Here is a 12,667-nt window from a genome sequence, read left to right as displayed (position 1 = left end):
TTATATGAAGAAAAACGAATATATTAAAATTGACCGTGAAGTGGTCAAAAAGATGAGCGAAGATATACAAGCTTATTTAGTAGAAAATAACCTTGAACATGTTAAAACAAAAGACATGATGCCTTTCTTAATTGAAAAAGGATATTTTCCTCATGATCGCAAAAAAGGATATCCTTTGCGTCAAATTTTAACTGATCTTAAAAAGTCAGAAGAGTTACATTTATTACCTCAAGCTTTTCCAGAATATTTGGAAATTGAAAATAAAAAAGCTTCTACATATTGGTATTTTAGTCCAGTAAAATAAAGCATAAGCACTTCGAAAGAAGTGCTTATTTATTTTGTATTAATTTGATTTTCAAGTGATATTGGAATATTAATTGATGCTGTTTAAAAAGACGTTTATAAATGTAACAAGAAATAGCTCATTTCTTACCTTAAGTCAATGAAATACGGATGTGACCTAAGTTACCTTTGCAGTATCAATAATTAATAAAAGATCAAAAATAGTCAAAATGAAAAAATTATTATTCACTTTAATGTTATCAGCAGCATCAATCTCTGCATTTGCTCAAAACTATACAAATGATAAAGCACATTCAAAATTAGGGTTTTCTGTATCTCACATGACGATATCTGATGTAGAAGGACAATTTAATAATTTTGATGCTCATTTAAACTTTACAAAAGAAGATTTAAGTGATGCTAAATTTCATGTAATTGCTGATGTTAATTCGATCAACACAGGTATCGAAGCGCGTGACAATCACTTGAAATCAGCTGATTTCTTTAATACAGCTAAAAATTCTAAATTAGAGTTTTCTTCAAAAGGAATTACACGCGTTAAAGGAAATCAATTTAAAATGACTGGAGATTTAACATTGAATGGTGTTACAAAACCAGTTGCTTTAAAATTAGTGTACAACGGAAGCATTAACAATAATGGTGTTAAAACTTACGGATTTACAGTAAAAGGTAATGTAAAAAGAAGTGATTTTAATGTTGGAGGAAACTTTCCAGAAGCTGTTGTAGGTGATGTCGTTACATTAACATCTAATCTTGAATTTGCTACACCAAAAGCAAACTAAATTTTTAAAAAAAATAAACTATAAAAATCTTGAATTTCAATACGTTAAAATCTGTTACTTCAAGTTTTAGTCAAACAGAAAAAATGCCAGTATTATTTTTAGGTCATGGTTCACCAATGAACGCCATCGAAGAAAATATATTTGTTGAAGGATGGAGAAATATTGGAAAAACAATCCCAAAACCAAATGCTATTTTATGTATTTCGGCGCATTGGGAAACAAAAGGAACGAAGGTGACTGCTATGCGACAACCTAAAACCATTCACGATTTTTATGGTTTTCCTCAAGCTTTATTCGACGTTCAATACCCAGCAGCAGGAAGTCCTGAATTAGCAAATGAGATTAAAAATTTAATTAAAACGACACCAATCGATTTAGATCACATATGGGGTTTTGATCATGGTTCTTGGAGTGTAATTAAATTTTTGTATCCAAATGCGGATGTTCCGATGATAGAACTAAGTTTAGATGTTTTTAAAACGCCAAAAGAACATTACGAATTAGCAAAAGAGTTAGATGCTATGCGAAGTAAAGGAGTTTTAATTGTAGGAAGTGGAAATGTTGTTCATAATTTAAGAACTTTAAATTGGAACGAACCAACCGCTGGCTATGATTGGGCTTATGAGGTAAACGATACCTTCAAAAATATTGTTCAATCAGGTAATCATGATGAATTATTTCATTTCGTGCAAAAGGGAACTGCTTATAATATGGCGATTCCTTCGATGGAACATTATTTACCAGCTGTCTACGCATTAGCATTGCAAGACAAAAAAGAAGAGGTAACAATTTTTAACGATCATTTAATTTATGGTTCATTGGGAATGTTATCTTTTAAAATAGGTTAAAGAAATTTAACAATTTAAATAACAATAAAAACAATTTATTATGACAAAATGGAATTTAGATCCGTCTCATTCAGAGGTTCAATTTAAAGTAAAACATATGGTGATTTCTACAGTAACTGGAAATTTTGATCATTTTGAAGCAGATGTAGAAAGCAACAGCGATAATTTTTCAGAAGCAAAATTTGCATTTGATGCAAAAATTGATTCTATAAATACAAGAAATGCCGATCGTGATGGACATTTAAAATCAGTTGATTTTTTTGCAGCAGATCAATTTCCAGAATTAAAATTTAAAAGTACTTCAGGAATTAAAAATGGTAAAATTGAAGGAATTTTAGAAATTCGCGGAGAGAAAAAACCTATTACGTTAGATGCAGATTTTGGAGGTGTAATCAAAGATCCTTATGGTTTAACTCGTGCTGGATTCGAATTTACAGGAGAAATAAATCGTAAAGATTTCGGATTAGGATGGAGTCAAGTTACAGAAGCAGGAGGATTAGTTGTATCTGATAAAGTAAAATTATTGGTAAACTTAGAGTTTACTCAAGCCCAATAATCTATAAGTTTTAATAGCAAAAAAAGCCACTTAATTAAGTGACTTTTTTTTATTCAGTTTTATTTTTATTCTCCCAGAAAGTGGCATTTTTAATACCTATTTCTAATGGATTAAAATCTGGGTTTTGAATACCTTTTTTACGTTTGTCTTTGTAATCTTTCCAAACTTTAAGTCCAACACCGCTCAATAGTAAAATTGCAATAATATTTACCCAAGCCATTAGTCCAACACCAATATCACCAATAGCCCAAGCTGTTTCAGCTGTTTTAATTGTTCCATAATATGTTGCACCTAAAAAACAAACTCTCAAAATCCATACATAAACTTTACGATTTCCTTTTTTGAAAATATACATAATATTGGTTTCAGCGTAATAATAATACGCCATAATCGTAGTAAAGGCAAAAAAGAAAAGAGCTATCGCTACAAAGCTATTTCCAAATGTAGGGAAATGACTTGAAACAGCAGCTTGCGTAAAGCCAGTATAATCAACACCAGGGATATTTTGCGTAATAAAATTCCCCGCTTTTTCGGGATGACTTACATTATATTTACCTGTAAATAAGATCATAAAAGCTGTGGCTGTACACACAAATAAAGTATCGATATAAACAGAGAATGCTTGAACTAAACCTTGTTGAGCAGGATGATTAACTTCGGATGCTGCAGCAGCATGAGGAGCAGTACCCTGTCCAGCTTCATTTGAATAAATCCCTCTTTTAATTCCCCAAGCTATAGCAGAACCAAAAACTCCACTGTAAAGAGATTCTTGATTAAATGCTGAAGAAATAATTAACCGTAGAACAGAAGGAATTTGATGAAAATTCATCCCAATAATTACAATAGCCATTAAAATATAAGCACCAGCCATAAATGGAACGATAAATTCGGATGCTTGTCCTAAACGCTTTACACCTCCAAAAATGATTAATGCTAATAAACCAATAATACTAATACCAATAATATTGATAGGTATTCCAATAACGTTAAATGCAGGAATATCAAAAGCATTGTTTAAAGCAGAAGAAATACTGTTTGATTGCACTCCAGGTAACAAAATACCACAACTTACCATCGTAATAATAGCAAATAAAATTGCATACCATTTTATACCTAATCCTTTTTCGATGTAATACGAAGGTCCTCCACGGTATTCACCATCTATTTCTTGTTTATAAACTTGTCCTAAAGTTGATTCGATAAAAGCAGATGCGCTTCCTAAAAATGCAATAAACCACATCCAAAAGATTGCTCCCGGGCCTCCCATAGCGATTGCTGTTGCTGCACCTACAATATTTCCTGTACCAACACGTCCCGAAATAGCTAATGAAAAGGCTTGAAATGGTGTAATTCCTTTATCTGATTTATTACCACTAAAAAGTAAACGCACCATATCTTTTAAGTAAGTAATTTGTAGAAAACCTGTACGAATCGAAAAGTAAATTCCAGTTAATGCGCAAAGTCCAATCAAAGCATACGACCAAACGTAGCCACTTACGATATTTATAATATCATCCATTGAATAAAAATTTGTTCTTGTGTTTATTTGTGATGCTAAAATGCTAAAAAAATCTTAATAATAATCTCTAATCTATTTATTTATTCAAAAAAATTATTAATTCGAAGAAATATATTCTAAATTTTGAAGATAATGCAATTAAATATTTAGTTTAGCTAATATTGATTAAATAATTGATTTTCAAATAAAAAAGACTACAGATTATATGTAGTCTTTTCATTATCAATGTATTTATCGAATTACTTTTAGCTTAGCAAAATTTAAAAGCAATTTCTTTTCTCCAGCATTATCAAAATGTATAATTGCTTTCATATCCGAAGGTTCTCCTTGTAAATCTTTTACAACTCCACGCCCAAAACGATCGTGAACAACGACTTGTCCAATTTGTAGACCTTGTGCGTTAGCAGGTGAAGTTCCGCTACTTTTAGTTTGATTTACAGGTTTGAAATTTGCACGAGGCTGCGCAGGTTCAACCCTTGCACGTGGATTTTGTCTTGCCACAGATTTTTCTCTTTGTTGATAGGGTTGAGGTGTTGGTTCGTCACCAAAAAGATCTGCGGATAAACCACTATTGTTACTTGCTCTTGCAGAAATATGTAAATTTTTCCATTCTAAGAAACGATCATCAATTTCTTCTAAGAAACGAGATGGTTCGCAATCAATAATTTTTCCCCATCGAAAACGAGAAACGGAATAGGTCATATATGCAACTTTCTCCGCTCGTGTTAAAGCAACATAAAATAATCGACGTTCTTCTTCCAATTCAGCACGCGTGTTCACACTCATCATAGAAGGAAAAAGGTTTTCTTCTAGTCCCGCAATAAAAACGACAGGAAATTCTAAACCTTTTGCTAAGTGAACAGTCATCAAATTTACTTTGTTATCATCGTCTTCTTCGTTATCTGCATCGGTTGCTAAAGCAATGTTTTCTAAAAAACCTCCTAATGACGCATCTCCTTCGTCTAATTGTTGTTGTTCTTCAACATATCCTTGAATAGAGTTTAATAATTCTTGCACGTTTTCTAAACGCGAAACACCTTCTGGCGTTGAATCTTCTTTTAGTGCATTCAATAATTGTGTTGTTTTCGCCATTTCCATTGTTACTTCGTAAACGTCATGTGATTTTAACATGACTTGGAAACGTTTAATCATCAATACAAAATCATTTAATTTATTGGATGTTCCAGCATTAATACCAATCGTTGGCGCATACATCGCTATATTTTCAATTAATGAAAATAAACTCATTTGATGCTGATCAGCTGCCACTAAAAGTTTAGAAATCGTCGTTTGACCAATACCTCTTGCAGGATAATTAATTGTACGTAATAAAGCTTCTTCATCATTCTGATTGATCAATAGTCGCATATAGCCAACCATATCTTTAATCTCTTTACGCTGATAGAAAGAAGTTCCTCCATAAACACGGTACTGAATTCCTTTCTTTCGTAAAGCTTCTTCTAAAGCACGAGATTGCGCATTAGTACGATATAAAATAGCAAAATCTTTCGGCTGTAAATGCTCATTGATTTGTCTTTCCCAGATTTGAGTTGCAATAAAACGAGCTTCATCTGCATCTGAAAGACCTCTATAAATGGTAATTTTTTCTCCAGTTTCGTTTGCAGTCCAAACGTTTTTCTCTAATTGGTCTTGATTCTGTTTAATAATTTGATTCGCCGCTTCGACAATCATTTGTGTAGAGCGATAATTCTGTTCCAACGGATACATTTTCGCATCTGGATAATCAGATTTAAAGGATAATATATTTCGAATGTTAGCACCACGGAAAGCATAAATTGATTGAGCGTCATCACCAACTACACATAGGTTTTCATAACGAGATGCTAATGCTTTTACAATCAAATATTGCGAATGATTAGTATCTTGGTACTCATCCACCATTATATATTTAAAACGTTCTTGATATTTTGCTAAAACTTCTGGAAAACGCGTCAAAATTTCGTTGGTACGCAACAATAAATCGTCAAAATCCATTGCGCCAGATTTGAAACATCGGTCGACATACGCTCTGTAAATATCACCCATTCGAGGTCGCATTGCTTCGTTATCTGCTTCAATTAATGCTTGATTGTTGTGATATGCTCTTACCGTAATCAAGTTATTTTTGTATTGTGAAATACGTCCTAAAACTTGTTTTGGTTTATAAATATCTTTATCTAAATGCAATTCGTTAATAATCTTTGTCATTACCGAAACAGCATCTTGTTGATCGTAAATTGTAAAATCTGATGGATAACCTAATAATGGTGCTTCTACACGAAGAATTCTTGCAAAAACAGAGTGAAAGGTACCCATCCAAAGCGACTTGGCATTTGATTCTCCTACAACTTGTCCAATACGTTCTTTCATTTCACGTGCTGCCTTATTGGTAAAGGTTAATGATAAAATATTAAACGCATCAACACCTTTGTTTAATAAATGAGCAATTCGATAGGTTAAAACTCTTGTTTTTCCAGAACCTGCACCTGCAATAACCATTACAGGACCTTCAGTTGCTTCTACAGCTAATCGCTGCGGTTCGTTTAGTTTTTCTAAATAATTTTGTTCCATCGTGTACAAAGTTAACCTTTGTCGTGTAAAGGATAAAATAATTTTAAAAGATTATATATCTTTCTGAATAGGGATGTTGATATAATATTTGTATTTATAAAATTAAGTTATAATGAGATAGATAATAGAAACTATTTGTAGGGATTATCGTTGTTTTCATTTAGAAATAATCCCTATATTTACACAAATTTTTTATATGACAGACGAATCAGTAAAATTAAGTAATTACGAAGTAGTAAAGCAAGTGTTTACGAATTTCTTGGAAGAACATGGACATCGTAAAACACCTGAGCGTTATGCTATTTTAGAGGAAATTTATTTTACAGATGATCATTTTGATATAGATATGTTGTATATCAAAATGAAAAATAAGAAATACCGCGTAAGCCGTGCTACATTATACAATACAATTGAATTGTTGATGGATGCTAAATTGGTTCGTAAACATCAATTTGGAGATCAACAAGCACATTACGAAAAATCATATTTCGATAAAAATCATGACCACATAATTTTGGCTGATACGGGAGAAGTTTTAGAATTTTGTGACCCAAGAATTCAATCAATTAAACAAACAATTGAAGAGGTTTTTGATATCAAAATTGATAATCATTCATTGTACTTCTACGGGACAAGAAATAAAAAATAAACTTGATTTTAAAGACATATACCAAGACCTTTTATTTGATAAAAGGTCTTTTTTAATTTTGTGAAAAGTTTAAGTAATCAGACGCTTTATAACTATATAAATAATTTTTTGGACTAAAAAAATAATACTAATTTTGGCTAACACTTTTTTGAAGTGAACGAAAGATTAAATTAAAACAGAAGTAATTGTTAATTAACTATATCAATATAAATAAAACAGGAATAAAAGTAGCTTTTTTACTATCATGTTTTATGGCGTTAAGTGTTTTTGCGCAACAAAAACCGAAAAAAGAAAAAGTTGTTTTAAAACACGCTGATTTAACAGAACGTAATCCGAAATTATTTGAGGGTAACGAATTTCTATCAGGTAATGTTGTCATCGAATATAAAGGTGATGTGATTTCTGCTGATAGTGCGGTTTTATACCGTGATAAAAATTTAGCTGTCGTATGGTCGAATGCACGTTTAGTGAGTAAAGACAAAACAATTACGGCACATAAAATGGAATATGATGGGAATACAACTGTTGCAAAAGCTTTTACAGACGTTGTATTAACAGATCCAACTTCTCGTATTACCGCAGATTATATGGACTATAATCGAACAACGGAAATCGCAACTGGGATTGGAAAAGTAGAAGTAAAAACACCTACACAACAAATTAGTTCCGAAAAAATGATTTACGAACGATTGACAGGTAATATCATTGTGAATGATAATTATAAAACAATTGGTTCTGACGGTACATTAGTAGAAGGAAAGAATGTTGTGTATAATGTAAAAGAAAAATCAGCTACATTTGGTTCAGAAGTTTTTATTACGAATAAAGATTATACCATTTATTCGAGAAAAATGACGACGAATGATATAACTGGAATTACAACTTTCCGTGATTATTCTAAAATTACTCGTCGAAACGATCCATCACAATACATTATTACTTCGGACGGAGATTTTAATAAACAGACAGGAGAAGCTTGGCTAAGAGAAAACTCGAAAATATATTATCAAAATAAAACCTTAACTGCAAAAAATCTATATTTTAACGATAAAACTGGTTTTGGAAAAGGAGAAGGTGATGTATTTTTAGATGATCCATTAGAAAAAAGATTCTTGAAAGGAGATTATGGAGAAGCATTCAAATATTTAGATTCTGCGTTTGTAACAAAAAATGCTTATGCTGTAAAAGCGTTTGATAAAGACTCACTTTACATTAGTGCCGACACTTTGTTAGCTGTAAAACGTCACGATGTTGATTCGACATCATTAGTTAAAGCTTTTCATAAAGCTCGTTTTTATAAAACGAATGCGAACGGAAAAGCTGACTCATTGGTGTATAATCAAACAAAAGGTTTAATGCAATTCTATAAAGATCCTATTCTTTGGTCGGATGACAATCAAGTAACTGGTGATTTTATCGAAGCATATACCAATGCTAAAACAGAGAAAATCGATTCGATGAAAGTGTTCAACAATGCATTTGTAATTGCAAAAGTTGATACTATTTCAGAAAATGAATTTCATCAAATTAAAGGGAAATATTTAACCGTTCTTTTTCAAGATGATAAAATAGATTTTATCGACGTCGAAGAAAATGCAGTAGCTCTAACTTATATGGACGATACTGATCCGAAAACAAAAGAAAGAGAACGATATGGTGTTAATATTTCGTATTGTGGAATTATTGAAGCTGATGTTGTTGGAAATGAAGTAGAGTTGGTAGCTTGCCGAATTAAATCAGATGGAAAAATGTATCCTTTGTCTAAATTTCCTGAAGAAATGCGTTATTTACCCGATTTTAAATGGCGAATTTCTGAGCGTTTAAACAAATGGCAAGACATTTTTATCAAATCGAAATAATCTTTTCTTAAATTATTCGTTTAATCTCTAAAATTATAAATGAAAACAACATCTATTATATTATCTCTCGTTTTACTAACAAGTTGTTATACTTACACTGCTTTTGATCCTGAAGAATATGCTGCTGAGATGGCAAAAAATGCTAATCAGCCAACAAATCTAAAAGAAAGAAGTCGTGTTAGAGCAGAACTCTCTCAATCGAAAAGAGCAAGACAAGATCCAAATCAAGATGCAAACAGTTCAACAGCAAGAATTAGTAAAACAGAAATGGATGAATTCAAATCAAATCAAAAAACATCAACTGAAGATAAAATAGCGATAGATCCTTCTACAATAAAGATTACAGATGTGATTAAACCTGATAATTTTTATAAAGTTGCTGCACAAGGAAAAGAGTATACAATTGAGGCTAAACAATGGAAAGCTGATACTTTATATGCTGTTGTAAAAGGAACAGAAAAAGAATTAAAATTTCATAAAAACGATATTTCTACATTCAAAATAAGAAAATTTTCAAAAGGTAAGTCAGACGCTTTAACTGTTGCATCGTACGCAATAGGAGGAGCAGCTGCACTTTTATTATTAAAATAAAATGGGAACATTAAAAGAAGAATTTTTTCAATACCAAGCGCAAACAACAAATTTCGCTTCTGGTTTTGAAGTTGATTACGCAAAAGGCTCTTATATCTATGGAAAAGATGGAAGAGCCTATCTTGATTTTGTAGCTGGCGTTTCTGTCAACACGCTTGGTCATAGCCATCCGCGAATCAATCAGGCGATCATCAATCAAGTGAATAAATATATGCATGTTGCTGTTTATGGAGAATATGCACAAGAAAAACCAGTAGAATTATGTAAACGTTTGGTCGATTTAACACCAAAAGGTTTAGATCAAGTATATTTGGTTAATTCGGGTACAGAAGCAATCGAAGCTTCGTTAAAATTAGCAAAACGCTATACAGGACGACGTCAATTGGTGTCTTTTCGAAATGCTTACCATGGGAATACTCATGGATCGTTAAGTGTATCTGGTGACGAACGTAAAAAAGCAGCGTTTCGACCATTATTACCTGAAGTTTATTTCATAAATTTTAATAATGAAGAAGATTTACAAAAGATAACAACTGAAACAGCAGGTGTAATAGTTGAAAGTATTCGAGGTGCTTCTGGTTTTCGTTTGCCTGAAAACGACTTTTTTATTAAATTAAAAAAACGTTGTGATGAGGTCGGTGCTTTGTTGATAATGGACGAAATTCAGCCAGGTTTTGGTCGTACTGGAAAATTGTTTGGTTTCGAGCACTTTGGTGTCGTTCCAGATATTGTAGCAATGGGAAAAGGAATGGCAAGCGGACTACCTGTTGGTGCGTTTATGACATCGAATGAAATTATGAGTTCTCTAAAACAAAATCCTCAGTTAGGACATATCACGACTTTTGGTGGAAATCCAGTAATTGCTGCAGCAGCTTTAGAACTATTAAATGTATTGGAAGAAGAAAATTTAATGGATGATATCGCACGCAAAGAACAATTGTTTAGAGATAACTTGAAACATCCTAAAATTAAGAAAATTCATGGTAAAGGCTTGATGTTAGCACCAGAATTATCTTCACCAGAATATACTTTAAGAGTTCAACAAGAATGTATGAATCGTGGTTTGATTCTTTTCTTTTTGATGTATAGTATAGAAAATTTAAGAATTACGCCTCCAATTAATATTTCAGATGAAGATATTATCAAAGGATGTGAGATTTTGAAATCTGTTTTAAACGATTTAGATTAATTAATATACTAAAAAGCTTCAGAAAATTCTGAAGTTTTTTTAGTATTATTTATTTCGTTTTTCTAACAAATCTGGACAACGTTCTTTCGTACGTTCAACTGCTTTATCGTGTAGCCCACCATTGATATACGTCGCGTTGTTTTCTTCTGTAATTTCAGTCGTTTGATTCTCAGGTTTATCTTGATTTCCTGATTTGGATTCGCACGAAAGCATAAAGGCAAGTAGAAGTAGAGGAAGTCCTTTTAATGTATTAATAGTAATTTTTGTTTTTGTATATTTTTGTACAGAACGTATTAAAGATTTGGCTAAATCTTCAACTTTTAGAGGTTTGTATTTTTTAAATAAACTGATAGAATTGAAAAAGCCAATTACTTTTACACCTAAAACTTCAATTTTAATTGATAATCATAATCTATAATCCGTTGTTTTTCTTTGCTTCCGGCATCTTTTAAAGTTGCGCCTAAGCATGAAAACGCAACATCATCAATGATGTATTCAGAATAATTTTCTAATTGATCAAAATCAACAATAATTTCTTGCATTTTAGGATGTGAAATATTCGTTTTACGACGAACAAGAATTACAATTTCAAGATAATTAGAATCATTAATTAATTCTTGAACTAAAATTTTCCTGTAGCGCCAGTAGCTCCAATAACGATAGCAATCATAGTATTTTAGATTCAATTAAAAATTAAAAATAGTAATTTGTAGGTTTAAAAAATAACACCAATATTAAATGATAAAAATTGATTATTTTGTTCTAAAATAGTAGTATTTAAATAATCAGCTGAAATAAATAATTTTGGAAGATTTTTTAACTCAAAATCATAACGAATAGTCGCTCCAAATTCAGATATATTACTTGATAAATAATTATACTCTGACAGAACTAAATCTTTTATCGATTGCTTATAATCCTCAGAGAAAACAGCATCTTTATTTGTTACTTTTTTGTAAGAAAATACAGGTTTTACAGAAAGTACATGCTGCTCATTAATCTGGTATTTAAGATCAGTTTTTAATCCAATTAAAATACTATTCCATTTTTGTCCATTAAATGGACCTATACGTTTTTCTACAAATTGTTCGTAGTTGGCAAAAGGGATTAGCGTAACATTTACTTTACGAGAATTGTATTGATAAAAAAGCTCTGCTGAATAATTTGTAATGTCTTTTTTATACGATTTTTGTTTATCTAAGTTCAACAAATAAGTGCAACTCAAATTAAATCATTGGGGGCTAGCCCCCAATGATTAGCCAAGTGCTAAATTTGATTTGTGAAAAAAATATATAAACAACTCGACCAGGAACAAAGATACCAAATTGGAATACTTTTGACAGCAGGAAAAAGCAAAAAAGATATTGCTGATTTAATAGGCGTACATAAATCTACCATCACGCGTGAATTACAAAGAAATATTGGCAAGCGTGGTCTACACGCAGGTAGCTATATTCCTGATTTGGCGCAAGAAAAAACAAGTTTAAGGCACAAACAAAAAAACAAGGCAGTAAAATTCACAGAGTCGCTTAAAAATCAGGCAGCTAATTGGTTAAAGAATGAACAACTAAGTCCAGAATTGATTGCTGTAGAATGGAAGTGCATGGGCGTTCAGGGTGTTTCTCTAGAATGCATCTATCAATGGATATGGGACTGTAAAAAGAGTAATCGCAGAGCTGACGCGCCCTATAAAAATCTGTATAAATTTTTAAGACATGGCAGACGCAGATTCAAAAGAGGCAACTATAAACAAACCCGAGGTATAATCAAAGACAGAGTATCCATTGAGAAACGTCCAAA

The 12,667-nt window shown here is 31.8% G+C and carries 14 protein-coding genes; 9 read left to right on the top strand and 5 right to left on the bottom strand.

The annotated features are described in order from the left end of the window. Positions 1-4: 4 nt before the first annotated feature. From IF125_RS09600 to IF125_RS09585, 4 genes are all read left to right on the top strand, one after another. Positions 5-304, top strand: coding sequence for a hypothetical protein (locus tag IF125_RS09600; RefSeq protein WP_225542333.1), 300 nt, complete (start codon positions 5-7; stop codon positions 302-304). 208 nt (positions 305-512) lie between these two features. After that, positions 513-1,085 carry a YceI family protein gene (locus IF125_RS09595; protein WP_225542332.1) on the top strand — a complete coding sequence of 191 codons (573 nt, stop codon included), beginning with the start codon at positions 513-515 and terminating at the stop codon, positions 1,083-1,085. 29 nt (positions 1,086-1,114) lie between these two features. Beyond that, positions 1,115-1,933, top strand: a complete 819-nt coding sequence (gene ygiD, locus IF125_RS09590; RefSeq protein ID WP_455424163.1) for a 4,5-DOPA-extradiol-dioxygenase — start codon at positions 1,115-1,117, stop codon at positions 1,931-1,933. A 37-nt stretch (positions 1,934-1,970) separates the two neighbouring features. Then, a complete protein-coding gene (locus IF125_RS09585; RefSeq protein WP_225542364.1) occupies positions 1,971-2,489 on the top strand; it encodes a YceI family protein in 519 nt (172 codons plus the stop codon). A gap of 49 nt (positions 2,490-2,538) precedes the next feature. On the opposite strand, the gene IF125_RS09580 is transcribed toward IF125_RS09585, so the two are convergent. Both IF125_RS09580 and IF125_RS09575 read right to left on the bottom strand, forming a co-directional pair. Continuing rightward, the gene (locus tag IF125_RS09580) at positions 2,539-4,008 is read right to left on the bottom strand and encodes an alanine/glycine:cation symporter family protein (protein WP_225542330.1); all 1,470 of its coding nucleotides are present in this window, start codon (positions 4,006-4,008) and stop codon (positions 2,539-2,541) included. A gap of 231 nt (positions 4,009-4,239) precedes the next feature. Then, complete coding sequence (locus IF125_RS09575; RefSeq protein WP_225542329.1) at positions 4,240-6,579, bottom strand: ATP-dependent helicase; 2,340 nt, start codon at positions 6,577-6,579, stop codon at positions 4,240-4,242. 196 nt (positions 6,580-6,775) lie between these two features. Here IF125_RS09575 and IF125_RS09570 point away from each other — a divergent pair, with 196 nt between their 5' ends. From IF125_RS09570 to IF125_RS09555, 4 genes are all read left to right on the top strand, one after another. Then, complete coding sequence (locus IF125_RS09570; protein ID WP_171622088.1) at positions 6,776-7,228, top strand: Fur family transcriptional regulator; 453 nt, start codon at positions 6,776-6,778, stop codon at positions 7,226-7,228. 185 nt (positions 7,229-7,413) lie between these two features. After that, positions 7,414-9,087 carry an OstA-like protein gene (locus IF125_RS09565; protein ID WP_225542328.1) on the top strand — a complete coding sequence of 558 codons (1,674 nt, stop codon included), beginning with the start codon at positions 7,414-7,416 and terminating at the stop codon, positions 9,085-9,087. Positions 9,088-9,126: 39 nt separating this feature from the next. Then, positions 9,127-9,678, top strand: coding sequence for a hypothetical protein (locus IF125_RS09560; protein ID WP_225542327.1), 552 nt, complete (start codon positions 9,127-9,129; stop codon positions 9,676-9,678). A gap of 1 nt (position 9,679) precedes the next feature. Further along, positions 9,680-10,867, top strand: a complete 1,188-nt coding sequence (locus IF125_RS09555) for an aspartate aminotransferase family protein (RefSeq protein WP_188320023.1) — start codon at positions 9,680-9,682, stop codon at positions 10,865-10,867. Between the two features lie 45 nt (positions 10,868-10,912). Here the strand turns inward: IF125_RS09555 and IF125_RS09550 are convergent, their stop codons facing one another. The 3 genes from IF125_RS09550 to IF125_RS09540 all read right to left on the bottom strand — a co-directional run bounded on the left by IF125_RS09550 (position 10,913) and on the right by IF125_RS09540 (position 12,074). After that, positions 10,913-11,080 carry a hypothetical protein gene (locus tag IF125_RS09550; protein WP_225542326.1) on the bottom strand — a complete coding sequence of 56 codons (168 nt, stop codon included), beginning with the start codon at positions 11,078-11,080 and terminating at the stop codon, positions 10,913-10,915. Between the two features lie 167 nt (positions 11,081-11,247). After that, positions 11,248-11,553, bottom strand: a complete 306-nt coding sequence (locus IF125_RS09545; protein WP_225542325.1) for a Rossmann-fold NAD(P)-binding domain-containing protein — start codon at positions 11,551-11,553, stop codon at positions 11,248-11,250. Positions 11,554-11,582: 29 nt separating this feature from the next. Next, the gene (locus IF125_RS09540; protein ID WP_225542324.1) at positions 11,583-12,074 is read right to left on the bottom strand and encodes a DUF6850 family outer membrane beta-barrel protein; all 492 of its coding nucleotides are present in this window, start codon (positions 12,072-12,074) and stop codon (positions 11,583-11,585) included. Positions 12,075-12,146: 72 nt separating this feature from the next. Between IF125_RS09540 and IF125_RS09535 the strand changes: the two genes are divergently transcribed. Next, positions 12,147-12,667, top strand: a 521-nt coding sequence (locus tag IF125_RS09535) for a helix-turn-helix domain-containing protein (RefSeq protein WP_225542323.1), incomplete at its 3' end; no start/stop codon positions are given.

Origin of the sequence: Empedobacter stercoris, assembly GCF_020281205.1 — a bacterium.
GTDB classification, from domain to species: Bacteria; Bacteroidota; Bacteroidia; order Flavobacteriales; family Weeksellaceae; genus Empedobacter; species Empedobacter stercoris.
The sequence above is the reverse complement of the archived record's forward strand: the minus strand, read 5'-3'. Positions and strand labels throughout refer to the sequence as shown.